Annotated in this window: 29 protein-coding genes; 22 read left to right on the top strand and 7 right to left on the bottom strand. The window is 61.7% G+C overall.

Annotation, left to right across the window (positions count from 1 at the left end):
* Nucleotides 1-4: 4 nt before the first annotated feature.
* Nucleotides 5-457 carry a phosphomannose isomerase type II C-terminal cupin domain gene (locus NW804_RS04395; RefSeq protein ID WP_414395834.1) on the bottom strand — a complete coding sequence of 151 codons (453 nt, stop codon included), beginning with the start codon at nt 455-457 and terminating at the stop codon, nt 5-7.
* Between the two features lie 112 nt (nt 458-569).
* Here NW804_RS04395 and NW804_RS04390 point away from each other — a divergent pair, with 112 nt between their 5' ends.
* The 7 genes from NW804_RS04390 (at nt 570) to folK (ending at nt 7,232) form a co-directional block, all read left to right on the top strand.
* The gene (locus tag NW804_RS04390) at nt 570-935 is read left to right on the top strand and encodes a 2Fe-2S iron-sulfur cluster-binding protein (RefSeq protein WP_414395836.1); all 366 of its coding nucleotides are present in this window, start codon (nt 570-572) and stop codon (nt 933-935) included.
* Nucleotides 928-2,235: an O-antigen ligase family protein gene (locus NW804_RS04385; protein ID WP_414422950.1), complete on the top strand. Its 1,308-nt coding sequence runs from the start codon at nt 928-930 to the stop codon at nt 2,233-2,235. The genes NW804_RS04390 and NW804_RS04385 overlap by 8 nt, the downstream gene beginning before the upstream one ends.
* A 244-nt stretch (nt 2,236-2,479) precedes the next feature.
* Nucleotides 2,480-3,874 carry a 23S rRNA (uracil(1939)-C(5))-methyltransferase RlmD gene (rlmD, locus tag NW804_RS04380; RefSeq protein ID WP_414405836.1) on the top strand — a complete coding sequence of 465 codons (1,395 nt, stop codon included), beginning with the start codon at nt 2,480-2,482 and terminating at the stop codon, nt 3,872-3,874.
* Nucleotides 3,875-3,989: 115 nt separating this feature from the next.
* Nucleotides 3,990-5,081 (top strand): redox-regulated ATPase YchF, encoded by a 1,092-nt coding sequence (ychF, locus tag NW804_RS04375; RefSeq protein WP_414410427.1) that lies wholly within the window; start codon nt 3,990-3,992, stop codon nt 5,079-5,081.
* A gap of 420 nt (nt 5,082-5,501) precedes the next feature.
* Nucleotides 5,502-6,371 carry a dihydropteroate synthase gene (gene folP, locus NW804_RS04370; protein ID WP_414422949.1) on the top strand — a complete coding sequence of 290 codons (870 nt, stop codon included), beginning with the start codon at nt 5,502-5,504 and terminating at the stop codon, nt 6,369-6,371.
* On the top strand, nt 6,358-6,729 hold the full coding sequence (folB, locus tag NW804_RS04365) for a dihydroneopterin aldolase (RefSeq protein ID WP_414419883.1): 372 nt from the start codon (nt 6,358-6,360) through the stop codon (nt 6,727-6,729). Before folP ends, folB begins: the two co-directional genes overlap by 14 nt.
* Nucleotides 6,726-7,232 (top strand): 2-amino-4-hydroxy-6-hydroxymethyldihydropteridine diphosphokinase, encoded by a 507-nt coding sequence (gene folK, locus NW804_RS04360; protein ID WP_414422948.1) that lies wholly within the window; start codon nt 6,726-6,728, stop codon nt 7,230-7,232. Before folB ends, folK begins: the two co-directional genes overlap by 4 nt.
* A 4-nt stretch (nt 7,233-7,236) precedes the next feature.
* Here the strand turns inward: folK and gap are convergent, their stop codons facing one another.
* Nucleotides 7,237-8,250 (bottom strand): type I glyceraldehyde-3-phosphate dehydrogenase, encoded by a 1,014-nt coding sequence (gap, locus tag NW804_RS04355; RefSeq protein WP_414395850.1) that lies wholly within the window; start codon nt 8,248-8,250, stop codon nt 7,237-7,239.
* Nucleotides 8,251-8,711: 461 nt separating this feature from the next.
* Here gap and NW804_RS04350 point away from each other — a divergent pair, with 461 nt between their 5' ends.
* Nucleotides 8,712-9,089, top strand: a complete 378-nt coding sequence (locus tag NW804_RS04350) for a late competence development ComFB family protein (RefSeq protein WP_414419880.1) — start codon at nt 8,712-8,714, stop codon at nt 9,087-9,089.
* 4 nt (nt 9,090-9,093) lie between these two features.
* Nucleotides 9,094-10,008, top strand: a complete 915-nt coding sequence (pheA, locus tag NW804_RS04345) for a prephenate dehydratase (protein ID WP_414422947.1) — start codon at nt 9,094-9,096, stop codon at nt 10,006-10,008.
* Here pheA and NW804_RS04340 read toward each other — a convergent pair.
* From NW804_RS04340 to NW804_RS04320, 5 genes are all read right to left on the bottom strand, one after another.
* Nucleotides 9,999-10,886, bottom strand: a complete 888-nt coding sequence (locus NW804_RS04340; protein WP_414422946.1) for a sulfite exporter TauE/SafE family protein — start codon at nt 10,884-10,886, stop codon at nt 9,999-10,001. The two genes, pheA and NW804_RS04340, sit on opposite strands and share 10 nt — an antisense overlap.
* A gap of 26 nt (nt 10,887-10,912) precedes the next feature.
* Nucleotides 10,913-11,965, bottom strand: coding sequence for a Gfo/Idh/MocA family oxidoreductase (locus NW804_RS04335; protein WP_414410434.1), 1,053 nt, complete (start codon nt 11,963-11,965; stop codon nt 10,913-10,915).
* Between the two features lie 107 nt (nt 11,966-12,072).
* On the bottom strand, nt 12,073-13,686 hold the full coding sequence (locus NW804_RS04330; RefSeq protein WP_414422945.1) for a phospholipid carrier-dependent glycosyltransferase: 1,614 nt from the start codon (nt 13,684-13,686) through the stop codon (nt 12,073-12,075).
* Between the two features lie 78 nt (nt 13,687-13,764).
* Nucleotides 13,765-14,820 carry a carboxypeptidase-like regulatory domain-containing protein gene (locus NW804_RS04325; protein WP_414422944.1) on the bottom strand — a complete coding sequence of 352 codons (1,056 nt, stop codon included), beginning with the start codon at nt 14,818-14,820 and terminating at the stop codon, nt 13,765-13,767.
* Nucleotides 14,821-14,880: 60 nt separating this feature from the next.
* On the bottom strand, nt 14,881-16,785 hold the full coding sequence (locus NW804_RS04320) for a carboxypeptidase regulatory-like domain-containing protein (RefSeq protein WP_414422943.1): 1,905 nt from the start codon (nt 16,783-16,785) through the stop codon (nt 14,881-14,883).
* 130 nt (nt 16,786-16,915) lie between these two features.
* On the opposite strand from NW804_RS04320, the gene rpmJ reads away from it, so the two are divergent.
* The 13 genes from rpmJ to NW804_RS04255 all read left to right on the top strand — a co-directional run.
* The gene (gene rpmJ, locus NW804_RS04315; RefSeq protein ID WP_414395865.1) at nt 16,916-17,032 is read left to right on the top strand and encodes a 50S ribosomal protein L36; all 117 of its coding nucleotides are present in this window, start codon (nt 16,916-16,918) and stop codon (nt 17,030-17,032) included.
* Nucleotides 17,033-17,181: 149 nt separating this feature from the next.
* Nucleotides 17,182-17,565: a 30S ribosomal protein S13 gene (rpsM, locus tag NW804_RS04310; RefSeq protein ID WP_414395867.1), complete on the top strand. Its 384-nt coding sequence runs from the start codon at nt 17,182-17,184 to the stop codon at nt 17,563-17,565.
* A gap of 58 nt (nt 17,566-17,623) precedes the next feature.
* Entirely contained in the window at nt 17,624-18,010 is a 387-nt protein-coding gene (gene rpsK, locus NW804_RS04305; protein ID WP_414395869.1) for a 30S ribosomal protein S11, read from the top strand.
* Nucleotides 18,011-18,125: 115 nt separating this feature from the next.
* Nucleotides 18,126-19,118 carry a DNA-directed RNA polymerase subunit alpha gene (locus NW804_RS04300; RefSeq protein WP_414410446.1) on the top strand — a complete coding sequence of 331 codons (993 nt, stop codon included), beginning with the start codon at nt 18,126-18,128 and terminating at the stop codon, nt 19,116-19,118.
* 66 nt (nt 19,119-19,184) lie between these two features.
* A complete protein-coding gene (rplQ, locus tag NW804_RS04295; protein ID WP_414395870.1) occupies nt 19,185-19,535 on the top strand; it encodes a 50S ribosomal protein L17 in 351 nt (116 codons plus the stop codon).
* A gap of 5 nt (nt 19,536-19,540) precedes the next feature.
* Nucleotides 19,541-20,386, top strand: a complete 846-nt coding sequence (gene truA, locus NW804_RS04290; protein ID WP_414410438.1) for a tRNA pseudouridine(38-40) synthase TruA — start codon at nt 19,541-19,543, stop codon at nt 20,384-20,386.
* A 5-nt stretch (nt 20,387-20,391) separates the two neighbouring features.
* The gene (rplM, locus tag NW804_RS04285; RefSeq protein ID WP_414410439.1) at nt 20,392-20,847 is read left to right on the top strand and encodes a 50S ribosomal protein L13; all 456 of its coding nucleotides are present in this window, start codon (nt 20,392-20,394) and stop codon (nt 20,845-20,847) included.
* Nucleotides 20,844-21,257, top strand: coding sequence for a 30S ribosomal protein S9 (rpsI, locus tag NW804_RS04280; RefSeq protein ID WP_414405850.1), 414 nt, complete (start codon nt 20,844-20,846; stop codon nt 21,255-21,257). The genes rplM and rpsI overlap by 4 nt, the downstream gene beginning before the upstream one ends.
* A 78-nt stretch (nt 21,258-21,335) precedes the next feature.
* On the top strand, nt 21,336-21,560 hold the full coding sequence (gene rpmE, locus NW804_RS04275) for a 50S ribosomal protein L31 (RefSeq protein ID WP_414395874.1): 225 nt from the start codon (nt 21,336-21,338) through the stop codon (nt 21,558-21,560).
* A 53-nt stretch (nt 21,561-21,613) separates the two neighbouring features.
* On the top strand, nt 21,614-22,696 hold the full coding sequence (gene prfA, locus NW804_RS04270) for a peptide chain release factor 1 (RefSeq protein WP_414395876.1): 1,083 nt from the start codon (nt 21,614-21,616) through the stop codon (nt 22,694-22,696).
* A 61-nt stretch (nt 22,697-22,757) separates the two neighbouring features.
* On the top strand, nt 22,758-25,391 hold the full coding sequence (gene acnB / locus NW804_RS04265; RefSeq protein ID WP_414422990.1) for a bifunctional aconitate hydratase 2/2-methylisocitrate dehydratase: 2,634 nt from the start codon (nt 22,758-22,760) through the stop codon (nt 25,389-25,391).
* A gap of 72 nt (nt 25,392-25,463) precedes the next feature.
* Nucleotides 25,464-25,757: a PepSY domain-containing protein gene (locus NW804_RS04260; RefSeq protein WP_414395878.1), complete on the top strand. Its 294-nt coding sequence runs from the start codon at nt 25,464-25,466 to the stop codon at nt 25,755-25,757.
* Between the two features lie 166 nt (nt 25,758-25,923).
* The coding region (locus NW804_RS04255) for an Hsp20/alpha crystallin family protein (RefSeq protein WP_414422942.1) at nt 25,924-26,255 on the top strand (332 nt) is incomplete at its 3' end.

Below are 26,255 nucleotides of genomic sequence, written 5' to 3'. Positions count from 1 at the left end.
CTGCTCAGGAGGCAGTCGCTTGCTCACCGGTAGCACGGGCGTAGTCGTCGCTGAAGCGGACAATGTCGTCTTCGCCCAGGTACTGGCCGTTTTGCACCTCGATGATCACCAACGGGATGACACCGGGGTTTTCCAGGCGGTGCTTGGTGCAGGGGGGCACGTAGGTAGACTGGTTGGTGGTGATCAGCCGCTCTTCGTTGCCGCAGGTTACTTTGGCGGTGCCGGCAACGACGATCCAGTGTTCGCTGCGGTGGTAGTGCATCTGCAAGCTAAGACGACGCTTGGGCAGCACCACAATCCGCTTGATTTTGTAGCCAGGGCCCTCGTCCAGCACCGTAAAGCTGCCCCAGGGGCGAGTTTCCGTATTGCTCTCGAGGAGCTTGTGAAAAACTTCAGCCGAGAAGGTGGCTGGCAGTTTTTCCTCTGAGGGCATGGGGGAATTAGGGGTTTCTAGCATAGGCTGCTCTCCTGGGCGCCCTGCCTTCAGCTTATCCTACGGAGCTGGAAAGTAGCCCAACTCCCCTCAAGTCTTGTGGGATCATGGAGAAGTCTCCTCATCTTGCTCCTCCATGCGTTCCTACCCGGTTCACATCCACGACCGCCAGAAAGACGCCCACTATCTCATCCAGGTGCCCGCCGACCAATATATCCTGGAGGCTGCCGAAGCCCAAGGGATCCAGCTTCCCTTTGCCTGTCGCAACGGTGCCTGCACCACCTGTGCGGTGCGGATCCGGCGGGGATCCCTCTACCAGCCGGAGGCAATGGGGATCTCGCGGGAGCTGAAGGAGCAGGGCTACGGGCTGCTGTGCGTGGGCTATGCCCGCTCCGAGCTGTGGGTGGAAACCCAAGACGAAGACGAGGTCTACGAGCTGCAGTTTGGCCGCTACTTTGGCCAGGGGCGGGTACGAGCGGGGATCCCCATCGACGATGAGTAATTTCTCTGCCTCAGTTGCCTCTAAAGACCTGTTGCCGGATCCCCGGCCTTCGCAACCTCAGGGCTGGCTGTTGGGGTCGGCGGCCCTGATCCCAGTCAACCTGGCCCCTAGTCTGTTGCTGGCGGCGGTGGGGACGGTGCAGAGCTATGGCCGCTACTGGGAGCAGATCCGGCGGGATCCCTTGTTGGGCTTGGCGGGCCTGCTGAGCGCGGCGGCAGTGGCAACGGCGCTGCTGGGGGAAGACTGGCGGCTGAGCTTGCCGGGGATGTTTAACTACTGGCCCTTTCTGCTGATGCTGCCGGCCTTTGGGGCAGCGCTGGCCGATCCTGAAAGTCGCCGGCGCCTAGCGCAGGTGTTGGTGCTGGGCAGTGGGCTGATGCTGCTGTTGGGCTGGGGAGAGGTCCTGTGGGGGTGGCAGGGCCATCTCTTCTTGGGGCCGCTCTGGATTACGGGAGTGGCTGGCGGGGAGCGACCGGCAGCGGCCTTTACCTCCCCCAACCTCCTGGCCATTTACCTAGTGATCCACCTGTGCTTGGCGGCAGGGCTGTGGGGGGTAACTCGATCCCGCCTCACCCGAGCAGGGCTAGTGGCGATGCTGGGGCTGGGATCTCTGCTGTTGCTGCTGACAGCCTCCCGCAGCGGCTGGGGGGCAGGGGGATTGGCTCTACTCATTGGGTTGGTGCTGCGGCGCTGTTGGTGGGGGATCGCCCTCTTGGCCGGCCTGGGGCTAGCCAGCTTGGCGGCGGCTTTGGATTGGCCCGGCTGGCGGGCAGTTGTGCCTTCGTTGATTTGGAGCCGTCTGGCGGACACCTGGGATCCCCAGGCCCCCCACTTTAGCTCAACCGCCAACCGCCTCGATGCCTGGCGCTTTGCCCTGCAGATGGTGCGGGAGCGGCCCCTGACCGGCTGGGGCTGGCAGAGCTTTCCCGAGCTCTACAATGCCCAGGACCCGCCCGAGCTGCTAGGCCACTGCCACAACTTGTACTTGCACTTGGCGGCGGAAGGCGGGATCCCTCTGCTGCTGGGCTATCTGGCCTTGTGGGGCTGGATCTTGGCGCGGGGCTGGCGAGCCTGGCGTTGTTCCCAGGAGGGGCTCCTTCTGGGCATGGTGCTGGCCCTAACAGCGTTTTTTGCTGCCGGGATAGTGGACGTGGTGATCTTGGATGGCCGCCTTCACCTGTTGATGACCTTGCTTTTGGGGGCCGTTTGGGGAGCCAGCCTCAATCCGCTCCACAGCGAGCAAAATGGAGTTCCAGCGGCTCCCTTCCCAAGCCAGGTGTCCCAGCCAATGCCACAATAGAGTTTCGTCCTTGCGTTTTCTGGGATTACTCTGTTTATTCTGTCTCGGTTGCCGGATTTTCTTGCGTATCGATTGGATTGTCTCACCCACGATTGACTCACGTCCCCCCTCATCCAATCTCCCCTTTTCCTCGGAGAGAGGGGATGGGAGGTGAGAGCATGCCTCTCCAGAAGGGGAGTAAAAAGCTGTTGCTAACCCATTTCCGAAAAAGTTCAGTGGTATCTGGAGTGCCCCACCTTCTTCCATGGAGCAGCCAATCCCCTTGCTGGCCCCTGATCCCATCAAGCCAGGGGATCTCCTATCCCTGGAGATCACCGACCTAACTCCCGAAGGAGATGGCATTGCCCACACGCTTGGCTACGGGCGGGGACGGGTGGTGTTTGTAGCCCAAGGCGTGCCCGGGGATCGGGTGGTGGCCCAGGTTCTCGAGATCAAGCGCAACTACCTGGTCGGGCGAATTCGTTCGCTCGTTACTCCCTCGCCGCACCGAGTGCGTCCAGCCTGCATTGTTGCCGACAAGTGCGGTGGCTGCCAGTGGCAGCACGTCAGCTACGAGCAGCAGTTGGCCACCAAGCAGCAAATTCTCCGCAACGCGCTAGAGCGGATTGGCGGCCTTTCCCTGCCGGAGCCCGTCCCCATTTTGGGATCCCCGCAGCCGCTGCGCTACCGCAACAAGGTCACCTACCCCATTGCCAAAGCAGAGGGCCAGCCGCTGCGCATGGGCTACTACCGACGGGGCAGCCACCGCTTGGTAAACCTCAACCAGTGCCCTGTCCAGGACGAGCGACTGGACGTGTTCCTGAGGGAAATCAAGCGGGATCTGCAGGAAACCGGCTGGAGTGTGTACGACGAAAGCCGCCACCAAGGCCAGTTGCGCCATCTGGGCCTGCGCATTGGCCGCCGCACCCGCGAGGTGCTTCTCACTCTAGTGAGTTGCAGCCGCGACCTACCTCACCTGGAAAGGTGGGCCAAACGCTGGATGCAGCGCTACCCCGACTTGGTGGGGGTCTGCCTCAACCTCAACCCAGCCCGCACCAACGTCATCTTTGGCCAGCAAACGGAGGTCATTGCTGGACGGGGATCCCTGCGGGAAGAACTGGCCGGTCTTTCCTTTTGGATTGATAGCACCTCCTTCTTCCAGGTCAACACAGAGCAGGCGGAGGCCTTTTTTACCTGGATAGTGGATCAGCTCCATCTGCGCGGCGAGGAGACCGTTCTAGATGCCTACTGTGGCATCGGCACCCTAACCCTGCTCTTGGCCCAGCGGGCCAAACGGGCGATGGGGGTGGAAGTCCTGCCCGCGGCGGTGGCCCAGGCCCGCTACAATGCCCAGTTCAACGGCATCACTTCGGCCCAGTTTTTCCAGGGCGCAGTAGAAGCGGTTTTGCCGACTCTGCCTCCTGCCGATGTTGTGGTGTTGGATCCGCCGCGGCGGGGCTGCGAGCGGCAGGTGCTTGAGATCCTAAAGCAGCAACGGCCCCGGCAGATCGTTTACATTAGCTGTCATCCTGCCACCTTGGCGCGCGACCTGCAAATCCTCATGGCCGAGGGATCCTACCGCCTAACCCAATGGCGAGCTGCTGACTTCTTTCCCCAAACAGGCCATGTAGAGGGAGTGGTCTTTTTGGAACGGGTCTGAGGAACCTTGCCCAGCTTGCCGCGGAGCTGCCCTCTGGGTAGGCGCACTAGCCGGAGGCGACAAATGCTAACGTCAAAGTAAAGTTTCGCAACGGACTTTTTCCCTCCCACTCTCAATGCTTAGAGCTGGAATTGTCGGCCTGCCCAATGTGGGCAAATCGACTCTATTCAACGCTCTCTGCGAAAATGCCAAAGCGGAGGCGGCCAACTTTCCTTTCTGTACCATCGAGCCCAACATCGGACGGGTGGCCGTGCCAGACGAGCGCCTGGAGGTGCTGGCTAAGATCAGTGGCTCGGCGGCCATTGTTCCCGCCCAAATCGAGTTTGTCGATATTGCCGGGCTGGTGGCTGGTGCCAGCAAGGGGGAGGGCTTGGGCAACCAATTTCTCTCCCACATCCGCCAGGTGGACGCCATCGTGCATGTGGTGCGCTGCTTTAAAGACGAGAACATTGTCCACGTGGCTGGCTCGGTGGATCCCGTGCGAGACATAGGGGTGATTAACCTAGAGCTGGCTCTAGCGGATCTGGCCCAGATTGAGCGACGCTTGGAACGGGTGCGCAAGCAGGCCAAGTCTGACAAAACGGCTCAAGTAGAGCTGCAGGCCCTGGAGAAGCTGCAGGCTGCTCTGGACGAGGGCAAGCCGGCTCGCCTGGTGCCCCTTAGCGCAGAGGAGGAGGTCGCCATCAAAGGCTTGGGGCTGCTCACCCGCAAGAAGGTGATCTACGCCGCCAACGTGGCAGAAACGGAGCTAGCCACTGGCAACGACTGGGTAGAGCAGGTGCGGCAAGTGGCCCAGGCAGAGGAGGCGCGTGTGGTGGTGGTCTCGGCCCAGGTGGAGGCGGAATTGGTGGAGTTGCCGCCTGAAGAGCGACAGGCTTATCTAGAGTCGCTGGGGGTGAAAGAAGGGGGGCTGAAATCCTTGATCCGCGCCACCTACGAGCTGTTGGGCCTGCGCACCTACTTTACCTCTGGTCCCAAAGAAACCCGCGCCTGGACAATCCCTGCCGGTGCCACTGCTCCCCAGGCGGCGGGGGTCATTCACTCGGATTTTGAGCGGGGCTTTATCCGGGCGGAAACGATAGCGTATGAGGATCTAGTGGCCGCGGGATCCCTGAGTGCTGCCCGAGAAAAGGGCTTGGTGCGCAGCGAGGGCAGAGACTACGTGGTTCAGGAAGGAGATGTAATGCTCTTCCGCTTCCATGTCTAGGGGCCCTTTCCTGAGAAAGCCGTTGACGCTGTAACGAAACATCACAATAATTGGACTAGATAAACAATTGCTTTAAGGGACGCATTGATGGACCTGCTGCAATACGGGCCAATGGCCTGGGTTTACCTGGCAATTTTTGCTTCCATCATCTGGTGCATCTGGGGTCGTTCGGAAGACGACATTATGTTCTAGCTCAAGCAGGAGGGATTCCTCTGCTGAAGCTACTCTTTGGCTGGCAGGGGATCCCTCCTTGTCAACCTCAGGTGATGTCCCCCCTCAATCCTCCTACTAGGACGGATACACCCAGATGCCGTGCCACTCCAAGCAGTCTGCGTCCCAACAGAGCAAGGGAATTCAGCTAGGCTCGCACTTCCTCCCTCTTGGGCAGCCGCTCTGACAGCGAAGTAGCTTACAAGAGTTATGGGCGTTACTAGCTTGATCTCCCGGCGTCCCCTGCCTGGAGCGGAACGGACAGAGGAGGGGTACTGTCTTTCTTGGCGGGGAGTGGCGGTGATGGGGGTACTCAATGTAACCCCCGATAGCTTCAGCGACGGCGGCCAGTGGGGATCCGTGGAGGCAGCCGTGCAAGCGGCCAAGGCCATGGCAGCAGCGGGAGCTCTGATTGTGGATATCGGCGGCGAGTCTACCCGGCCGGGGGCGGAGCCGGTGCCGGTAGAGGTGGAGTGCGACCGGGTTTTGCCCGTGATTCGGGCTCTAGAAGGATCCGGAATTCTCCTCAGCGTCGATACACGGCGAGCAGAGGTGGCTGCTGCTGCTCTGGCAGCGGGGGCACACATCATCAACGATGTCACCGGGCTGCGGGATCCACAGATGATGCAGGTGTGTGCCGAGAAGGGGGTTCCAGCGGTCATCATGCACATGCGGGGAGAGCCGCGCACCATGCAGCAGCTCACCGACTACGACGACCTTGAGGGAGAAGTTTTTGGTTTTCTCAAGGACCAAGCGGAGCGGGCTCTGGCAGCCGGTGTGCCCAGTGTCATTTTGGATCCTGGCCTGGGCTTTGCCAAAACCGCCGAGCAGAACATTGCCCTCCTCAGAGCCCTGCCGCGGCTAGTGGCCTATGGCTACCCCGTTTTGGTGGGAGCCTCGCGCAAAAGTTTTGTCGGCCAGCTTTCCGGCATTGCTGTGCCCAAAGAGCGGGATAGCGCCAGCGTAGCCGTACATCTCTTTGCCGCCAGCCGGGGCGCTACCCTGGTGCGGGCGCACAACGTCCCCGCCCATGTCTCCGCTCTAGCGGCTTGGGAAGGGCTGCACGGTGAGCCAAGCTAGGCTGGTGCTGCGGGGTCTTAGCTTCCATGCCCACCACGGCTATCGTCCTGAGGAGGCCCTGTTGGGGGCGCGCTTTGTAGTGGATGTGGAGCTGCAGCTTGCCTTGGTTCCCCAAGAGGATGACTTGGCCCACACCGTGGACTACGCCCAGGTGTACGAGGCAGTGCGGGAAGAGGTGACCCAGCAGCGCTACCGGTTGATTGAGACGTTGGCAGACCGGATTGCCGAGCGGCTGTGGCAGAGCTATCCCCAGGTGGAAGCCCTGACGGTGCGGGTGCACAAGCCGCAAGCCCCCCTGCCAGGGCTGTTTGACGATGTGTACGTGGAGATCGTCCGCCGTCGCTCCACCCCTCCATGAAGCCTGACCTGGCCTACATAGCTCTGGGGAGCAACCTCGGGGATCCGCTGCAGCAGTTGCGCACGGCCATGCAGAAGTTGCCGCGTCTGGGAGAGGTGGTGGCCCGCTCCAGCCTCTACCGCAGCCCCGCCCAAGGAGGGCCGCCGGGCCAGCCCGACTACCTCAACGCCGTGGTGGCCCTGGATCCCTTTCCGCCTTACCAATCCCCCCTGGAGTTGCTCAGGGCGCTGCTGGCCATCGAGCAGGAAGCGGGACGGGTGCGGCGCATACGCTGGGAGGCCAGAACGCTGGACTTGGATCTGCTGGCCATGGGCAATTGGATTCTCAACAGCCCCGCCCTGACCCTGCCCCACCCTCGCATGATGGAGCGCCCCTTCGTCCTGGCCCCCCTGTGCGAAATCAATCCCCACTGGCGCCACCCGGAAACCGGCATAGCTGCAGCCGAGGCGCTGGCTGCCCTGGATAGCTCCTGGCTCGAGCGCACCGACCTAGGCTGGGACTAAAGCTCTACAGTGCAGCCGCCATTTTGGCTGCCAGATCCACCAGCCGCGAGGCGTAGCCGTATTCGTTGTCGTACCAGGAGAGCACCTTCACTGTGCGATCCCCTAGCGTCATCGTCGACTCCAGATCCACAATTGAAGAGTGGGGATCGCCGATGATATCTGCCGAGACAATGTGCGGCGGGGCAATGGCCAGGATCCCGCGCATCGGCCCCTCAGCAGCCTCGACAAAAGCTTGGTTAACCGCCTCTTTGGTAATGGGCCGCTCAGTGCGCACCACAAAGTCCACGATCGAGCCGGTTAGGGTGGGCACCCGCAGCGCTAGGCCGTCCATCTTCCCTTTCAGGGCAGGCAAGACCTCGGCAACTGCCGTAGCTGCCCCTGTTGTGGAAGGCACAATCGACACCGCCGCCGAGCGGCCCCGGCGATAGTCCTTGGGATCCGGGCGATCCACAATGGCCTGGGTGGCAGTGTAGGCATGGCACGTGGTGAGAAAGCCCGTCTCGATGCCAAAGCGATCCAGCAAGACCTTGGCCAGCGGCGCCAGACAGTTGGTGGTACAGGAGGCGTTGGAGACGATGTGATGCCTCTCGGGGTCGTACTGGTCGTCGTTGACCCCTATCACCACTGTTAGGTCGGCACCCTTGGCAGGAGCAGAGATGATCACCTTTTTGGCGCCAGCCTCCAGGTGCTTGGCTGCTCCCTCCCGCTTGGTAAACAGGCCAGTGGACTCTATTACCAGTTCGACGCCCAGATCTTTCCAGGGCAGTTGCGCCGGATCCCGTTCTGCCAGAACTCGGATCTTGTGGCTGCCGACGTGCAGGTGGCCATCGGCAACGCTCACCGTCTGGGGCAGGCGGCCGTAGGCAGAGTCAAATTGGAGTAGGTAAGCCAGATTTTCCGGCTCGGTTAGGTCGTTAACCGCTACCACCTCCAGCCCCCGCTCTGGCTGGGAGAGCAGCGCTCGCAAAAACGAGCGGCCAATGCGACCAAATCCATTGATGGCTACCCGTGTGGTCATAGCAATCCTCCAGTAGCAGTCTAGGACGACGGGTTGGGGGCTGTAGCGCAGGAGACGCCAGTCCCCTAGAGATAGAGTGACACTCCCAGCCGCTGGAAGGGGAGGCTTAGTATAGGCTTAGTATGGCCGGCTTCTTGCAAGGCTCTAAGGCAGGGTTGCAGCAGGAGGCTGACCCGGGAATCTAGGGTCGGACTTCCCTGGCCGGGCGACTAGTTCTTCCCCCCCCAGACCCTTTGAGACGCAAGTTGATAACCGCGTTGCTTTGGGGTACGTTAGTGCAAGCGCTCCCGAAACTGGGAACACAAGTCCCGAGTCCCATCTCTATGTGAAGGAAGGAAAGCGGGAGAAGTTATTTTATTTCCCAGCCAAAGAGCGGCAACTTTTCCAGAGAGGTTGGCAGCGGCCTTAAGCCTTTATAAGACTTTTAAGACAACGAAAACAACGGCGAGGGGATCCCACCCATGGAAGCACGCAAACCTCTGAAGAAACTGGAAAATCAGATGGAGCGGGCTGTTCTGGAGATGGTGAATGAGCTGCTGCTCATGGAAAGCCAGCAGCGCTACTGCTTGTGCGAAAGATTCTGTCACGATGCCGCTGCGCTGGCCCTCAACAACCTCCAGCCCCGCTACACTACTAGTTTTGAAGGCTCTATATACACCCTAGAGGCTATCCAGGCGGATCAGGAGTTGCAGAGGCAAATTCGCCTGGAAGTGACCAAGGCCATGGAGCGGGTGGCGGCCAATCCTCTCTGTCCAGAACCTGACTGCCCCCTGCAGCTGCGCAACGCCAAGACGGTAGAGTTAGAGCTAGCCGACAGCAATTCTGAACAAGAAAGCTGAAGGGATGGACTCCATCGTCTCGTCTGCGCCAGTGGCTTTTCTAGGCCCTGCCGGAACCTATACGGAGCTAGCCGCCCTGCTGGCCTGTCCCGAGCAGCCCCACCTCCACAGCCAGGGATCCCACCCCTTGGTGCCCTACCCCACCATTAGCGCCTGCTTGGAAGCGGTGGCTGCCGGCGAGCAGGCCTGGGCAGTGGTGCCGGTAGAAAACTCCGTCGAGGGCGGCGTCTCGATGACCCTAGATGCCCTCTGGCAACTGGAAGGGCTAAGCATTCGCCAGGCGCTCATCCTGCCAATTCGCCATGCCCTCATCAGCTGTGCCTCCCGGCTAGAGCAGATTGAGCAGGTCTACTCCCACCCGCAAGCTTTGGCCCAATGTCAGGCTTGGTTGCGATCCCACCTGCCGCAGGCCACCTTGATCCCAACCCGCTCCACCACCGAAGAACTGGAGCGGCTGCAAAGCCAGCCCAAATCTGCTGTCGTCGCCTCAGAGCGGGCTGCAGAGCTCTACCAACTGCCGGTCTTGGCCTGCCCAATCAACGACCACCCGGACAATTCCACCCGCTTTTGGGTGGTGGGCCGCTGCGGATCTTCACCGGGGGGATCCCACACTTCCCTGGCCTTTAGCCTGCCCCACAATGTGCCAGGAGCGCTGCTGAAGCCGCTGCAAGTTTTTGCCGAGCGGGGCCTGAACATGTCGCGCATTGAGTCCCGCCCCACCAAGAAATCGGCGGGAACCTACGTCTTCTTTGTCGATCTGGAAAACCCGGTCGGCCAACCCTATCTGCCTGATGAGGTCATTGCGGCCTTGGAGGCCATTGCCGAGATCCTCAAACTTTTTGGCAGCTACCCTGTCCATGACCTCAGCAAGCAGAACTACAGGGATCTGCTTGGCCAAGGCAATCCGGTTTATTCGTAGCTTTGCCAGGCCTCCCAAAAAACGTAGAGAGAAACCAGGGCCAGAAAGCTGCGCAACAGTAGCCTGACCACTGCCTCGGGCAATCTGGGCAAGAGGCGGGTGCTGACCTGAACGCCGGCTAATCCCCCCATCCCCAAGATGAGGCCGGGAATCCAGAGCACGTTCTGGCGGAGGGTGCCCTCCCCAAAGCCCAGGGCGTTCGCCATCCAATCGCCCAGGCCAGCATGGCCGAAGGTGGCAGCAGCGGCTGTAATCCCAATCACACCCAAGCTGGTTTGGATGGCCACCTTGAGGGCTTCCCCCAACAGCAGGATCTGCAGCGGTACCAGGATAATGCCACCGCCAATGCCGAAAAGCCCCGCCAACAAGCCGGCAGCGCCTCCGGTCAGGATGCGGGCCAGCCAGGGAGGCATCGGGATCCTAATAGCAGAGCGGTTGCCGAGTTTCCCTGCATCGGGGGACTTCGTCCTGCCGGCCGCAGCACCTGGCCTCCCCAACCCTTGGGCGTGGGCGACCGCGGTTTTGCCCAGCTCCACCAGGTAAATGTTCGCTAGCAACAGCACCCCAAAGGCCGCTAGTAACAGATAGCCGGGCAGGTGACTGGCAAGGATTGCCCCCCCTTGGGCTGTGAACAGAGCCGGGATCCCCAGCAGAATCACCCGCTTGGGATCCAGCATTCCCCTGCGCCAGTTTTGGAAGCTGCCTGCGAGGGAGGTGAGGAGCATGGAAAAGTTGCTCGTGGCAACCGCCTGCAGCGGCGGGATCCCCAAGCTGACCTGCAAGGGCACCAGGATCGTGCCGCCGCCGATACCCAAAAGGCCGGCCAAGATCCCTGTTGCCACGCCGCCCATTGCCAAAGCTAGATTTTTTCCTACCAAGGCTTTGGCTCTCCTCCCCTAGGGAGCTACGGCAAGAAACTGCAGCGAGGCTTGGCTTCGCGCCAGGCACAGCCGTCCAGAGCAATCCGCTCCACCTCCGAGGCCAGCTTTAGGGCCTTTAGGGCCTGCTCCCCGCCCACCGAAGGCTGGCTACCGCCCCGCACACAGTTGATGAAATGCTCTAGCTCGGCATGCAGCTTATCAATAGGTTCGATATAAACCTTCTCGATAAGGCCCTCCCGCGGGTAGGGCGCCTGGCCGTAGTCGTGGCTACTGCCGCCTCCCTGGCGGTAAATCGAGATCTCGTTGTGGAGAAAATCGGCTTCCACGAGGGCATTTTTGCAGTGGACGGCGATGGTGCGCACCTTGCGGTGGGTAACCTTGCTGGCAGTGAGGGTGGCGATGGCGCCGTTGGCAAAGGTGAGGGTGGCTGTGACGTAGTCGAGATAGCCTAAGTTGGAGGCGCGGTTGCCGCTAGCAGTAATCTGGGTTACAGGGGAAGGGATCAGCTCCAGCAACAGGTCGATGTCGTGGATCATCAGGTCAAACACCACCGACACGTCGCTGGCCCGGTCGGAATAGGGGCTGAGTCGGTGGGCCTCAAAAGCCAGCGGCTCTTCGCGCTGCAAAACTTGCCCCAGCCTTTGAAAGACGGGGCTGAAGCGCTCGATGTGTCCTACCTGCAGAATGCAATTGCAGTCGGCGGCGCGGTTGACCAGGGATTCTGCCTCGGCAATACTGGCGGCAATGGGCTTTTCAATGAGCACGTGTACCCCCGCCTCCAGGCAGGCCATACCCACCTCGTGGTGAAGAACGGTGGGAACGGCGATGGCCACGGCGGCCACGTGGGGCAGCAGCTCCCGGTAGTCTTCGTAGAAGTGGACTCGATAGCGGCTGGCTACATCCAGGCCCCGCTCCACGTTGATGTCGGCCACGCCCACCACTTGCACGTCCTTCATCAGGCTAAAGACGCGAGCATGGTGCTGGCCCATGTTGCCGACCCCGATGACGCCGACAGGAACCGGCTGGCCAGGGTAACGGCGGGGAGAGTTGGCAGGACGCGGGCAGGATCGAGCCATAGGTTACCACTACCTCCACCACAAGCGCTTAACAAACCACACCCCGCCTTCCGGCAAGGAAGCCCAGCTTCTCCTAGACAAACTGCCCAAAGCTTACCATGCCCCCCTCAAATCCAGTTCAAGCCAGGAACAGGCGGCAGGCGTAGGGGTGCTCGCTCGCAGGCCTGGGGGCTAAAGCAGAAGAGCGGTGTCGGGGTGGGGCGGAACCACATGCGCGCATAAAACTGGTCTGGCCTGAGGGGAAGGCCAAACCAAACAGGGAAGAAGAAGAGAAAAGACGCCAAAACCAAGCTCACCGCCATCCAGCTCACCCGCCGCCAGAAGCGACGGTAGTGCCGCCAGCCCAGCAGCACCAGCCAGGCCAGGGCCAGGGTGCTGAATGCCAGAGCACTCATGTAGTGGTAGATGAAGACGCAGCGGCTGACGAGGAACCAGGGCAGGTAGTTGGCCGCGTAGCCAATTAAGATAAAGGCTTCCAGGCCGTGGAAGCGGCGGATCCCGCGCCAGACCAGCACCAGGATCGAGCCTGTCCCCAGCCACCACAGCCAGGGATTGCCCAGGCCATGGACTGCTCGCCACAGGTTGCCCTGACTGCTGAAGTAGTAGCCCACCGGGCGGCCCATAATTGGCCAAGACCAGGCCCCCGCCGAGGCCAAGGGGGTGGTCAGCCAAGGTCGTAGCGCTGGGAACCAGGCCACCAGGGAGCGCAAGCTGGTGGAGCAATAGGGGTGGACGGAGGTGTTCTCATCGACCACAAGATCAGCATGCAGGTGCCCGCTGTAAACCGCCTGATTGATGAGCACTAGAGAGCGAAAGTAGTTCTGGATCCCGGTCCAGCTCCAATCCAGCGTCAGCCCCTGCTGCGGGTTGAGCTGCAGGTGTGGGATCCACTGGATGGCATAAAAGGCCAGCGGCGCAAGGGCAAAGCAAAAGGCATAGTGCCACCAGCGCAGGCGGCGGATCTGGCTCAAGATCCCCAGCCTTGGGATCCACTGCGGGCGCAGCCAGACCACCCCCCAGACCAGGATCCCCAGGAGGGCAAACATGAAAGCAAACCAGAGGCCATTCCACTTCACAGAAGCCGCCGCCCCCAGGAGGATGCCGGAGCCGGTGAGGTGAAGAGTCCGCTGCCAACCGCGGCGTTCCAGCCCGCTTAGGAGCAAAATCGAGGCCGCCAGGCCAAAGGCAACCAAGTACACGTTAATCAGGCCAAAGCGGGACTCCACCAGAAACACCCCGTCCGTGAGCAGCAGAGCCCCACTTAGGAGCGCAAAGCCCACGTGGTAGGTGAGGCGATAGGCCAAGCCAGCCAGCAAAAGCGGAATCAAGGACCCGCACAAGGCGGTAGCTAGGCGAAAGCCCCACTCGTTGCGGCCAAAGAGTTGGATGCTGAGAGCGATGAAGTACTTCCCCAGGGGCGGATGTACGTCGTAGAAGGGCTTCCCGTCGAGGTAATTTTGGGCAAACTGAGGGAAATACACCTCGTCGAACACCGGCGCCGGCAACTCGGCCAGTCGCCATAGGCGCAGCCCCAGGCTCATCAGAAAGATCCCAAGCGCTCCCCCCAGCAGCCAGCGGCGCTCTCCTGCGGACCCAATTGCAGCTAGAGCGGCAGTTGCTGCCTCTGGGGGCAAGTTGCCAGCGGCTACCCCTTCGCGGGCAGAGGCAGCAAGGGGGGGCTTATCCCTTTCCGGCCTTGCGGGTTGGTGGGGTGAAGCCATGGGCAGGAGACGTCAGCAGGGATCCTCAGTGCTACTTTAACCTGCCGCCGTTGCTAGGCCAGCCCCCAGTTAAAGCCCCTAGGAGGGGGGAATGACCAGCTCCACGGCCGTATCCAGGCGCGAAGGTGGCACTGGGGCCTCGCCTGGGGTCAGCTCTAGGTAAGAAGCCAGCGGGTGGTTCTTTTTCCAGCGGGATCCAATTTCGGCGGCCATTTGCGTGACCTGGATTTGGTAGAGCTGGGCCAGGTCGTCGGCGTTGAGGTTGCCCCGTTCCACCTGGTTGCGGCTGGCCTCCGCCAGAACCTCCGCCACGAGGTTGCCCTGCTCGTCAAATCTCCACAGCTCCAGGCGGCTGCGGGAGCGCAGGCTTACCTCAGTGGGCGAAGTCGGGCGGGTGAGGACATCGACGCGGGCGATGACAATGGCCTCCAGGCCTAGGTAGTCGAAAAACCGGCTCACCGCTTCTGGCTTGCGGCGATCCCACTCAAACAGCTCGTAGATGGGCCAGCCCACCTGGCGCAGGATCGGCTGCAGGCGGCGGTTGTCCAGGGGCACCACCTTCTCGGTGTTGGGGATTAGGCCCAGGCGCACCACCTCTATGGCCAGGCGCTGGCTCAAAAGCCGGGTATGGTCCAGCCCTCCCACCCCCAAAATGCCAAGGCGACGCCGCGGCTGGGGCCGGAGGGGCACCTGCAAAACCACCTCCACAGGGGTGGTCAGGCCTGCCTGCAGCAGGATCTCCTGCTCTGCCTTTTCGTAATCGGGGTGCCACACCGTCAGCAGCCGGCGCCCAGCCGGGGCTTGGTTGAGCTCGAAGGCGCCCTGCTCGTCCGTTTGGATGGGCTGAGCGAGGTTCTCCAAGCCCTCTAAGTGCACCTGCGCCCCGGCCACCGGCTGCCCCAGGCTGTTGATCACCTGCCCCACCAGACGCGCCTGGGATTCCGCCTGATCCCGGTGGGGAAACAACGCCGTCAGAGGGAGAGGGGGGGTGGCCAGAGCCTGGGCCGAGACTTCCGCAGCCAGGGCTAGCCAACTGCCAAGCGCCAGGCCGCCCCGGCCAATCCTGCGCTGCAGCGAGAAAAGGAAAACGAGAACAGCCATGACGACGTCCGCCAATTGCAGGGGGTTCTCCACAGGCAAGCTCCTCACTGAAGGAGGCGGCGCGGCAGCCCCCAGATTTAGCCGTGGGGTAGTTTACCCAGCAAAGGGGTTATTGGCCTGCCATTGCTGGATAAAGAGGGGCACCATGTTGCGCACCTGCAGCCGAAACAGGCCCGCCGCTGCATCTTCAAACAGCGGCTCCCCGCCCACGTCATCCCGCCCATAGGCCTCGTAGTACCGAGCCCGATCCCCTGGCCGATCCTTCTGCAAGTCCACCACCACCACCACACCACGGCTGCGCAGCTGGTTAGGGGTAAAGTTGGGGATCTCCACCGGGATTGCCGGCGCCAGCAAGCGCAGGGCCATATTCAGCAGCGGGCTGCCCTGTCGGTTGTAATCCCGCGAGATTTGCAGGTGGGTTAGGAGAATGTAGCGCAAGCCGAGGGCGTCGCCGATGGCCTTTAGCTTGGCCAAGTCGGCGGTGTAGCGCTCATCCCGATCCAACAAGGTTAGGCCCTGGACAAGTGGCAGGAGCGGCTCAAAGCGGGGATCTGGCCCTAGCGGTCCCTTTAGGAGGATCACGGGCCGCTGTGGCTGCAGCTCCTGAAGGGCAACGCTGAGGTGCCGGGCCAGCTCATCCGAGTAAACCGGCTCATCCGGCAACAGGCCAATGCCCTCCGGCTGGTGGGCCGGCTGCCCTGGCGGCAGGCGAATGTTTTGGGTGGACACAAAACCAGCCCGCACCTCCACCTGGGTGCTAGTGGGGGGAAACCCTGGCACCTCCACATCCACCAGGTACAGCCCCGCCGGCAGCTCTGGCAAGACATAGGTGCCGTCGGCGGCAATGGGAACTGTCTGTTGGGGTTGGGTGGCGGTGGCAGCAAGGCGGACAACCCCAGTCTGGACAGGCTGGCCGGCAATATCCAGCACCCGTCCCGTCACCACACCGCGCTGGCCTGCAGAGGGAAGCTCCTCCTGGCGGGCCTCCGTCTTGCTCTTGCCCACTTGAGCTTCTAGACGGTGCAGAGCTGGGATCCCTGCCGCCACCACCCACAGATCCCCATCGCCCAGCATCGCCAAGCCTGTCGGCTGTCCCTCCAGCCGTAGGGAGGTAACCAGTCGCCCCGCCTCTAGATCCACAATTTGCAGGCGGTCGCTGCTGCGGGCACTCACGTAGGCCCAGCGCCCATCGGGGGAAAGGGCCAGCCGCGTCGGCCGCCAATCTAGGCCAACTCGCTGCAGGAGCTTGCCGCTGCGGCTTAGATCCAGCACGGTCAGCTCTTGGCTACCCGAGTTGAGCACCACCAGGCGTTGCCGCTGGGCATCCAACGCCATTGCCTCTGGAGTATGGCCGCCGCGCCAGCGGGCCAGCAGCTCGCCATTGTCGGGGTTGACCACCAGCACACTGAGGGGATCCCCGCCACCCAGGCCCACAAATAGCACTCCCTGCCGGGCGTCATAGGCCAAAGCCAAAGGGGGGCCGGGCAGCGGCAAGTGGCGAGCCTGAGGCTGCTCCGCTTCCCCCCAATGGATCACCGCCAAGCTTTGGGCGGCGGGCAGGGAGGCAAAAACCCGTCCCCTGGCAGGATCCACAGCCATATCCAAGACTCCTGCCGGCAGTTCATAAGTCCGGAGCAGCTCCCCAGTTGGCAGATCGAGGGCCACCACCCCAGGAGCCTCGAGGCCAGAGGCATAGACCACCTGCCGTGGCGCATCCACCCGCACCACGCTGGGGGCAAAACCCACCGCCACTTGCCACAGGGGATCCCCGCTCGACCCATCCAGCAGCATTACCGCCTGGGCTTCCAGCAGCCCCACCGCCAGCCAGCCCCGCTCCGGCACGCCGTCAATGCGATCCGCCGAGCTGGGGAGTGGTAATAACTTCTCCGCCCTCAGGGGGCTGGCAGCGTCTTGAGAGGCCACCGGCATCTCCTGGGCCCAAACCGTAGATCCCAGACCTAGCAGGCCGCTCACCACAATCAGCCACTGCCAGCGCATTTGATCCCCAGCCCTGCTCTGCTCCTCTGCCCAACCAGCATAGCCAACCCACTGAGAAAGCCCAAACGATTTTTGACAGCTTGTCCCGGTGACCTTAGAATGGATATTCGCTGGTTTTGGCAGGATAGCCATGAAGGTGCGGCCCTCCGTCCGACGAATCTGCGAAAAGTGCCGAGTCATTCGCCGCCGTGGCCGGGTGATGGTCATTTGTCCTGCCAACCCAAAGCACAAACAGCGGCAAGGGTAAAAGTAGGGGACGGAGGAGTGAGGCAGCGCTAGAGACAAGGGGCAGTTGGTGCAGCCTAAGCCATGCCTTTGGCAAGACGCTTCCCGACTGCAACAACTCAACTTTAGGAAGCCAGTTTACTTGAGTTTGTTGGAAAGGTACCCCTAACCATGGCACGAATTGCGGGCGTTGACATCCCCCGAGACAAGCGAATTGAGATTGCCCTCACCTACATCTACGGCATTGGGCTAACCCGCTCCCGCCAAATTCTGGCCAAGACGGGCATCAACCCCGATACCCGCACCCGCGACCTCACCGACGCGGAGATAGCCGCCCTAAGGGCTGTGGTGGAAAACGAGTACCAGGTGGAGGGGGATCTGCGCCGTCAGGAGGCGATGAACATCAAGCGCCTCATTGACATCGGCACCTACCGAGGTCGGCGTCACCGCCTGCGGTTGCCCGTGCGTGGCCAGCGCACCCGCACCAACGCCCGCACCCGCAAAGGAGTTAGGAAAACGGTAGCTGGCAAGAAGAAACCGCCAGCCAAGAAGTAAGTCCTGTTCCCCCCAATCTCCGTACACCTTACTTTAAGTCAACAAGGACGCAGAGGTCATGGCTCAGCAGCAACGGCGCGGACGCAAGGTCAAGAAAAATATCCCCAACGGCGTGGCCTACATCCAGTCCACCTTTAACAACACCATCGTCACCATTACCGATCCCAACGGCAACGTCGTGTGTTGGGCTTCGGCAGGTTCTACTGGATTCAAAGGTGCCAAGAAGGGTACTCCCTTTGCCGCCCAGGTGGCAGCAGAGAGCGCAGCGCGGCAAGCCATGGAGAACGGCATGCGGCAGATTGAGGTCATGGTCAGCGGTCCCGGAGCCGGTCGAGAGACAGCCATTCGAGCTCTCCAGGCGGCAGGCCTAGAAATCACCCTCATTCGTGACATCACTCCCATTCCCCACAACGGCTGCCGGCCCCCTAAGCGGCGGCGCGTCTAGGATCCCGACTTTTAGGGAAGCCAAGAGCTTGTTTTTGGAATCCTAGCCCCCTAGCACCAGAGGGGGACTACCTTCTCCAACGCATAGCTAGCCAGACAGACAGGGCTACGCCATGATGCCAACCAGCCGAACCCTCCACCATTCAACCAGCAAAGCAGCAGCCAGTGCTGCTCCCTATCAGACTGAGTGCCTCGAATCCCATCAGGAAGCCAATGGGGCTTACTATGGCAAATTTGCCCTGGGGCCGCTGGAGCGCGGTCAGGGGATCACGGTAGGCAACGCCTTGCGCCGGGTGCTGCTTTCCAACCTCGAAGGCACGGCAGTGACGGCCGTGCGCATTGCCGGGGTAAGCCACGAGTTTTCCACCGTGCCCGGGGTGCGGGAAGACGTGATGGAGATCCTGCTCAACATGAAGGAGCTGGTTCTGCGCTCCAGCTCTCCTGAGCCGCAGGTGGGCCGCCTAGTAGCGCAGGGGCCGGGGGAAGTGACCGCTGAAAAGCTGCAGCTGCCCAGCGGCGTAGAGGTGATCAACCCCCGTCACCACATTGCCACGCTGGCGGAGGGAGCCATCCTGGAGATGGAGTTCATGATTGGCCGTGGACGGGGCTATCGCGCCGTCGATTACGCCGACAGCAAATCCATGGCCATTGACTTTCTCCAAATTGACTCCGTCTTCATGCCGGTGCGCAAGGTCAACTACACCGTCGAGCCAGCCCGGGTGGGGCAGTCTTTGGAAAAAGATCGCCTAGTTCTGGAGATCTGGACCAATGGCAGCCTTACTCCCCAGGAAGCGCTTAGCCAAGCAGCTCGCATTTTGGTAGGTCTGTTCTCGCCGCTGCAGGAGGTTAGCTTTGACACCCCAGCAGCCCCCCAGCCAGCGGAGGACACCCAGAAAAACCAAATCCCCATCGAGGAGCTGCAGCTTTCGGTGCGGGCCTACAACTGCCTCAAGCGAGCCCAGATCCACACTCTGGCGGATCTGCTGCTCCATACCGAGGAAGATTTGCTGGAGATCAAAAACTTTGGCCAAAAATCCGCCGAAGAGGTGGTGCAGGCTCTGAAAAACCGCTTTGGCCTGACGCTGCCCCGCGAAAGGAGCAGAACCTAGCCTGCCTAGGGTGGGGCTCGAAACCCCAAGCTGCCTGAAACTCGAGGACAAAAAGCAGAGGCTACCATGCGCCACCGCCGTCGTACTCCTCATCTCAACAAGCCTGCTGACCAACGCAAGGCTCTGCTGCGGGCCCTGACCACGGCCTTGCTACGGGAAGGGCGAATTGTTACCACCAAAGCCCGCGCCAAAGCTGTTCGGGCCACAGCCGAGAAGATGATTACCCTAGCCAAGGACGGCTCCCTGGCAGCGCGGCGGCAGGCCCTGGCCTACATCTACGACAAGGATCTGGTGCGCTCCTTGTTTGAGCAGGCGCCCGAGCGCTACCGAGATCGAGCGGGAGGCTACACCCGCATCTTGCGCACCGTGCGCCGGCGGGGCGATGGGGCAGAAATGGCCGTCATCGAGTTGGTGTAGGCTTCATGCAAAGCCGTCGCATTGCCCTAAAGATTCAGTACCTGGGCAGGGACTTTCGCGGCTGGCAACGGCAAGCGGGCCACCGCACCGTACAAGGGGTACTAGAGGAGGCCATTGCCTCGCGGGCCGGGCACCCCGTTACCCTCTACGGGGCAGGGCGCACCGACACCGGGGTACATGCGGCTGGCCAAGTAGCTCACTTCGACACCACCTGCGGCATTCCGCCCACGGAGTGGGCACGGGTGCTCAACGACTGCCTACCGGAAGATATAGTGGTACTGGCTTCAGCGCCTGTGGCCGAGGACTGGCATGCCCGCTTTTCCGCCAGGTGGCGCCGCTATCGCTACCTCATTCTCAATCGCGAGCGGCCAGATGTGTTCTGGCGGCCCTTTAGCTGGCAAGTGCGCTCGCCTTTGCAGGTGGAGCCAATGGCCGAGGCGCTACGCTCCCTTTTGGGGGAGCACAACCTGGAAGCCTTCCGCCGGCGGGGATCCGATCGACCGCACTCGTGGGTGCGGGTGGAGGAGGTGCTCTGCCAACGAGTAGGGGATCTCATCAGCATCGAAGTGCAGGCCAGCGGCTTCCTCTACCGGATGATGCGGCTGCTGGTGGGGTCTCTCGAGGTGGTGGGCCGGGGCGAGCTCAGCCCCCAGCAATTTGTCCACCTCTGGCAACACAACGACTGGAGCCAGATGCGCACCCGCTACAGCGCCCCTCCACAGGGCCTGTGCCTGTTGGATGTGGGCTATGCTAGGGATCCCTTTGGCCAACGCTTTCCGCAGTCTCTGCCCTTCTGGGGATCCCTTTCTTGGCCGGCAGGTGTTCTTTCTCTTGTCCCTTCTCTCTCCTAGCTGCCATGAACAAGACTCCCCTTCCTACCCCTTCCACCTTAGCCCCGCGCTGGTACGTAATTGATGCAGCTGGCCAGCGCCTTGGCCGCCTAGCGGTAGTGGTGGCCAACCTCTTGCGCGGCAAGCACAAGCCCAACTTCACCCCCCACCTGGATACGGGGGACTACGTGATCGTCATCAACGCTGAGAAAGTGGTGGTTACCGGCAAAAAGCGCACCCAAAAGCTCTACCGCCGCCACTCTGGCCGTCCCGGCGGGATGAAGGTGGAGACCTTTGCCCAACTGCAAGCCCGCCTGCCAGAGCGGGTGATTGAGAAAGCGGTGAAGGGGATGTTGCCCCACACCCGCCTAGGGCGGCGGCAATTTACCAAGCTGAAAGTGTACGCCGGCCCCCACCACCCCCACCAGGCCCAGCAGCCACAGGTCTATCCCATCCACACGATCCCAGGAGCCCAAGCATGACCCAGACAGCCAGCAACCCGCGAGCCGTCTACTGGGGAACTGGGCGCCGCAAAACTGCCATTGCTCGCGTGCGCCTGGTTCCTGGCACGGGCAAGATCATCATCAACGACCGGCCTGGCGAGGAGTACCTGCAGTACCAGGCGGCGTTCCTGGCCAGCGTCAAGGCGCCGCTGGAGCTCCTTGGCCTAGAGGACTCCTACGACATCTTGGTGCGAGCCCATGGGGGCGGCCTCCACGGCCAGGCCGATGCCATCAAGCTGGGGGTAGCCCGCGCCCTCTGCCAGCTGGATCCCTCCAACCGCGGCCCCCTCAAGGCCGAGGGCTACCTCACCCGCGATCCTCGCGCTGTGGAGCGCAAGAAGTACGGCTTGCGCAAAGCCCGCAAGGCTACTCAGTACTCGAAGCGGTAAGGGCCGGCATTGCGGCGGTAGGTATTGGGTTGATAGACATTTATTACAGGCTTATATCCACCCAGGGAGGAGGCTCTCATGCCCAAGAAAGGCATTCACCCCCAGTGGTACCCCGAGGCCAAAGTCATCTGCAACGGCGAGGTGGTCATGACGGTGGGATCCACCAAGCCAGAGCTCAGGGTTGAAGTCTGGTCTGGCAACCACCCCTTCTTCACCGGCACCCAAAAGATCATCGACACCGAAGGGCGAGTGGAGAAGTTCATGCGCAAGTACGGCATGAGCAGTGGCAAGAAAGCCCAGTAGAGCTTTCCCTTGCCTTGCTCAGGACGGCTTGGGTTCCTTGCTGACTTAGACCTATGGCTTCTGCTCAACTCATCGAGCAGCTCAAAAATGTCGAAGCTACCTTCCAGGAGCTGACGGTGCGCCTGGCGGATCCCGAGGTGGCGACAGACCCTGCGGAGCTGCAGCGAATCGCCAAGGCCCGCTCCTCCCTGGAAGCAACGGTGCAGGCCTTCCATGACTGGCAAAAGCTAACTCGCGACCTCAAGCAGACGGAGGAGCTTTTGCGCGAGGCGGCCTCTGACCCGGAGCTGGAGGCAATGGTAAGGGCAGAGCTGGAGCAGCTGCGCGCCCGTCAGGAGCAACTGGAGGAAAAGCTTACCCTGCTGCTGCTGCCCCGGGATCCCAACGACGAAAAGAACATCATGTTGGAGATCCGCGCTGGCACTGGGGGAGAGGAAGCAGCCCTGTGGGCAGCTGATCTAGCCCGCATGTACACCCGCTATGCCGAGAAGATGGGCTGGTCAGTGCGCTTGGTCAGCCTCTCTGAGGGCGACATGGGCGGCTACAAAGAGGCCATCCTGGAAATCCGCGGCGATCAAGTCTATAGCAAGCTCAAGTTCGAGGCCGGTGTGCACCGGGTCCAGCGGGTACCCATCACGGAAGCCCAGGGGCGCATCCACACTTCGACGGCCACGGTAGCGGTAATGCCAGAAGCGGACGAGGTGGAGGTGGTCATCGATCCCAAAGATATCGAGATTAGGACAGCGCGTTCCGGCGGGGCAGGGGGACAAAACGTGAACAAGGTGGAAACGGCGGTGGATCTCTTCCACAAGCCCACTGGGATCCGGGTCTTCTGCACCGAGGAGCGCTCCCAGCTGCAAAACCGGCAGCGGGCCATGCAGATTTTGCGGGCCAAGCTCTACGAGATGAAGCTGCGCGAGCAGCAGGCCTCCATTAGCTCCGCCCGCCGCATGCAGGTAGGAACAGGAGCCCGTTCAGAAAAAATTCGCACCTACAACTACAAGGACAATCGGGTTACCGACCACCGCCTCAACCAAAATTTCCCGCTCGAGCCAATTTTGGAAGGGGAGCTGGACGAGTTAATCCAAGCTTGTATTGGCCTATACCAAAAGGAGCTGTTGGCGGAGCTCTCTTGAGGAGGGCTGGGTTCTTTCTGGCGGTAGAATAATGCCTGCGTCAGTGACCCAAGGAATCCTCATGCTGGCTGAGTACCGCCAACACGCTGCCGCCCGTGCGGCGCAAGGGATCCCGCCACTGCCCTTGAATGCCGCCCAGACCAGCCAGGTGTGCGAGCTGCTTAAGGATCCCCCGCCTGGAGAGGAGGCTTTTCTGTTGCACCTCCTCACGGAGCGCGTCCCGCCGGGGGTGGACGAGGCAGCCTATGTGAAGGCCGGCTTTTTGGCCGCTGTGGCCAAGGAGGAGGTGCGCTCCCCCCTCATTCCTCCCTTGCGGGCAGTGGAGCTCCTGGGCACGATGTTGGGGGGCTACAACGTCCAGGTACTGCTGGAGCTGCTGCAGGATAGGCGGCAGGAGATCGCGGCGGCGGCGGCCCGCGCCCTCAGCCACACGCTGCTGGTCTTCGATGCCTTTCACGACGTACTGGAGCTGAGCCAGGCCGGCAACGTCTATGCGCGGCAGGTGCTCGACTCTTGGGCCGCTGGGGAGTGGTTTACTGCCAAGCCGCCTCTAGCTGAGGCCATCACCGTCACGGTGTTCAAGGTTGCCGGCGAAATCAACACCGACGACCTCTCCCCTGCCGCCCACGCCACCACCCGCCCAGACATCCCCCTTCACGCCCAGAGCATGTTGGAGTCGCGGGCACCGGGGGCCATAGCTGCCATTGCTGAGCTCAAGCGCCGCGGCCATCCGGTGGCCTTTGTGGGGGATGTGGTGGGCACGGGATCCTCCCGCAAGTCCGCCCTCAATTCCCTCCTTTGGCACATTGGCCACGACATTCCCTATGTGCCCAACAAGCGGGCCGGGGGCGTTATCCTGGGGGGCACGATTGCACCGATTTTCTTCAACACCGCCGAGGATGCGGGCGCTCTGCCCATCCAGTGCGATGTCTCCCCATTGGAGACGGGCATGGTGGTCACGATCTATCCCTACGAGGGCGTGATCCGCTCCCAGACGGGCGAAATTCTCGCCAGCTTTTCCCTGCAGCCTGTAACCTTGCCGGACGAGGTGCGGGCCGGGGGCCGCATCCCCCTTTTGATTGGCCGGGCCCTCACCGACAAAACCCGCCAGGCCCTGGGGCTGGATCCTTCTCCTCTCTTTATCCGCCCCACCCCGCCCCCCGACACGGGCAAAGGCTATACCCTGGCCCAGAAAATCGTGGGCAAAGCCTGTGGCTTGCCAGGGGTGCGTCCTGGCACGAGTTGCGAGCCCCTGATGACCACCGTGGGATCCCAGGACACCACTGGCCCCATGACCCGCGACGAGCTCAAGGAGCTGGCCTGTCTGGGCTTTAGCGCCGACCTGGTGCTGCAGAGCTTCTGCCACACCGCCGCCTATCCCAAGCCGGTGGACATCCAAATCCACAAAGAGCTGCCCGACTTCTTTGCCTCGCGGGGAGGGGTTGTCCTGCGGCCAGGCGATGGCATCATCCACTCCTGGCTCAACCGCATGCTCCTGCCCGATACCGTCGGCACGGGGGGCGACTCCCACACCCGCTTTCCTCTGGGCATCTCCTTCCCCGCTGGATCGGGTCTGGTGGCCTTTGCCGCGGCCATGGGGGTGATGCCCCTCAACATGCCGGAGTCGGTGCTGGTGCGCTTTAAGGGGGAATTGCAGCCTGGGATTACTCTGCGGGACCTTGTTCACGCCATTCCCTACGTGGCCATCCAGCGGGGGCTGCTTACCGTCGAGAAGCAGGGCAAGAAAAACGTCTTCGCTGGGCGAATTATGGAAATCGAGGGCCTGCCCAATCTGAAGGTGGAGCAAGCCTTCGAGTTTACCGACGCCTCGGCAGAACGCAACTGCGCCGCCTGCACCATTAAGCTAAGCGTTGAGAGCGTTGCCGAGTACCTGCGCTCCAACGTGGTGCTGCTGAAAAACATGATTGCCCGCGGCTATCAGGACGCCCGCACCCTGCTGCGGCGCATTGCCAAGATGGAGGCCTGGCTGGCCAATCCCACCCTGCTGGAAGCGGATCCCGACGCCGAATACGCCGCCGTCATCGAGATTGATCTCAGCACCATCACCGAGCCAATTGTCTGTGCCCCCAACGATCCCGATAAAGTAATGACCCTGAGCGAAGTCCACGCCCAGCACGCGGCCGGCAACCCCGATACGCCCATCCACATTGACGAGGTGTTCATTGGCTCCTGCATGACCAACATTGGCCACTACCGCGCCGCTGCCAAGATCTTGGAAGGCCAGGGGCGGGTTAAGGTGCGCCAACTGTGGATCTGTCCCCCCACGCGCATGGACGAGGCGCAACTGCGTGCTGAAGGGGTGTACAGCATCTTTGCCGCTGCTGGAGCGAGAACAGAGATGCCTGGCTGCAGCCTGTGCATGGGCAACCAGGCTCGCGTGGCCGATGGAGCCACCGTCATGTCCACCTCCACCCGCAACTTTGACAACCGCATGGGCAGAGGTGCGCGGGTCTATCTGGGATCCGCCGAGCTGGCTGCTGTCTGCGCCCTCTTGGGGCGGATCCCAACGGTGGAGGAATACCGGCAGATCGTTGCCACCAAGATCCAGCCCTTTGCCGGCGAAGTGTACCGCTACCTCAACTTCCACGAGATCCCTGGCTTTGAGGACGAGGGACGGATCATCCCCAGAGAGCAAATGCCCAAGCTGGAAGAGGCGGTGGGGATCCAGTCTTGAGTGAGCAGAGGGGCAAAGGCGTCGAGCCTGCTACCATGGCAGGATGGTGGCGCTTACCTGGGAGCAAGCCTAATGGCCCTTAGTCAAAGAATCCTCCGCCGCATCCACCGTGCCCTGGCCCCTATCGTGGCCTTGCCCTTGCTGGTAACGGTGGTAACGGGATCCCTCTATCAAATGGCCCGCCTCACCGGAAACTTCGACTACTCCTGGCTCATCCAAATCCACAAAGGGCAGTGGGGCCCCCTTGATCTGCAGGGGGTTTACCCGTTCTTAAACGGACTGGGTCTGTTGGTTATGGTAGCTACTGGCCTGAGCCTGTGGTTGCAAACAAGCTCCCACCGCCCCTATCGGCGTTCAGAGCCCTAAGGGCTTTTGCTTGCTTTTCGTAGGGGAAATACCCCAACAGATTTCTAGAAAACTCTACACCTTGATTGGGCCAGACGGCTTAAGCTGATGTACGGAGGCTATGCTAAAGTCTCCGAGGCAAAGCTTAAAGAAAATCAACCAAAATCTCCTCAGGAGGTGGGTGGATATGGCCCTTGTTCGCTGGGATCCCTTTCGGGAAATTGACGAAATTCAACGGGAAATGAACCGTCTGTTTGACCGGCTGATGGCTCGTCCTACGGAGACCGAGGCGTTTGCCTTCGTGCCGGCGGTGGAAATGCACGACGATCCGGAGACCATTACCCTGAGGCTGGAGCTGCCCGGCCTGAACCCCCAAGATCTGGATATCCAAGCAACGGCGGAGGCAGTCTCCATCAGCGGTGAGCGGCGCTTTGAGAAACGCTCCGAGGACAGAGGCGTAACCCGCAGCGAGTTCCGCTACGGGCGCTTCCAACGGGTGATCCCGCTGCCCAGCCGGAT

This window comes from Synechococcus sp. WC10meta (genome assembly GCF_047461475.1).
The sequence above is the reverse complement of the archived record's forward strand: the minus strand, read 5'-3'. Positions and strand labels throughout refer to the sequence as shown.

Bases quoted from the DNA above. Each gene is read 5' to 3' on its own strand.
- NW804_RS04395 (WP_414395834.1), bottom strand. From the start codon at position 457: ATGCTAGAAACCCCTAATTCCCCCATGCCCTCAGAGGAAAAACTGCCA.
- NW804_RS04390 (WP_414395836.1), top strand. From the start codon at position 570: ATGCGTTCCTACCCGGTTCACATCCACGACCGCCAGAAAGACGCCCAC.
- NW804_RS04385 (WP_414422950.1), top strand. From the start codon at position 928: ATGAGTAATTTCTCTGCCTCAGTTGCCTCTAAAGACCTGTTGCCGGAT.
- rlmD (WP_414405836.1), top strand. From the start codon at position 2,480: ATGGAGCAGCCAATCCCCTTGCTGGCCCCTGATCCCATCAAGCCAGGG.
- ychF (WP_414410427.1), top strand. From the start codon at position 3,990: ATGCTTAGAGCTGGAATTGTCGGCCTGCCCAATGTGGGCAAATCGACT.
- folP (WP_414422949.1), top strand. From the start codon at position 5,502: ATGGGCGTTACTAGCTTGATCTCCCGGCGTCCCCTGCCTGGAGCGGAA.
- folK (WP_414422948.1), top strand. From the start codon at position 6,726: ATGAAGCCTGACCTGGCCTACATAGCTCTGGGGAGCAACCTCGGGGAT.
- gap (WP_414395850.1), bottom strand. From the start codon at position 8,250: ATGACCACACGGGTAGCCATCAATGGATTTGGTCGCATTGGCCGCTCG.
- NW804_RS04350 (WP_414419880.1), top strand. From the start codon at position 8,712: ATGGAAGCACGCAAACCTCTGAAGAAACTGGAAAATCAGATGGAGCGG.
- pheA (WP_414422947.1), top strand. From the start codon at position 9,094: ATGGACTCCATCGTCTCGTCTGCGCCAGTGGCTTTTCTAGGCCCTGCC.
- NW804_RS04335 (WP_414410434.1), bottom strand. From the start codon at position 11,965: ATGGCTCGATCCTGCCCGCGTCCTGCCAACTCTCCCCGCCGTTACCCT.
- NW804_RS04330 (WP_414422945.1), bottom strand. From the start codon at position 13,686: ATGGCTTCACCCCACCAACCCGCAAGGCCGGAAAGGGATAAGCCCCCC.
- NW804_RS04320 (WP_414422943.1), bottom strand. From the start codon at position 16,785: ATGCGCTGGCAGTGGCTGATTGTGGTGAGCGGCCTGCTAGGTCTGGGA.
- rpmJ (WP_414395865.1), top strand. From the start codon at position 16,916: ATGAAGGTGCGGCCCTCCGTCCGACGAATCTGCGAAAAGTGCCGAGTC.
- rpsM (WP_414395867.1), top strand. From the start codon at position 17,182: ATGGCACGAATTGCGGGCGTTGACATCCCCCGAGACAAGCGAATTGAG.
- rpsK (WP_414395869.1), top strand. From the start codon at position 17,624: ATGGCTCAGCAGCAACGGCGCGGACGCAAGGTCAAGAAAAATATCCCC.
- NW804_RS04300 (WP_414410446.1), top strand. From the start codon at position 18,126: ATGCCAACCAGCCGAACCCTCCACCATTCAACCAGCAAAGCAGCAGCC.
- rplQ (WP_414395870.1), top strand. From the start codon at position 19,185: ATGCGCCACCGCCGTCGTACTCCTCATCTCAACAAGCCTGCTGACCAA.
- truA (WP_414410438.1), top strand. From the start codon at position 19,541: ATGCAAAGCCGTCGCATTGCCCTAAAGATTCAGTACCTGGGCAGGGAC.
- rplM (WP_414410439.1), top strand. From the start codon at position 20,392: ATGAACAAGACTCCCCTTCCTACCCCTTCCACCTTAGCCCCGCGCTGG.
- rpsI (WP_414405850.1), top strand. From the start codon at position 20,844: ATGACCCAGACAGCCAGCAACCCGCGAGCCGTCTACTGGGGAACTGGG.
- rpmE (WP_414395874.1), top strand. From the start codon at position 21,336: ATGCCCAAGAAAGGCATTCACCCCCAGTGGTACCCCGAGGCCAAAGTC.
- prfA (WP_414395876.1), top strand. From the start codon at position 21,614: ATGGCTTCTGCTCAACTCATCGAGCAGCTCAAAAATGTCGAAGCTACC.
- acnB (WP_414422990.1), top strand. From the start codon at position 22,758: ATGCTGGCTGAGTACCGCCAACACGCTGCCGCCCGTGCGGCGCAAGGG.
- NW804_RS04260 (WP_414395878.1), top strand. From the start codon at position 25,464: ATGGCCCTTAGTCAAAGAATCCTCCGCCGCATCCACCGTGCCCTGGCC.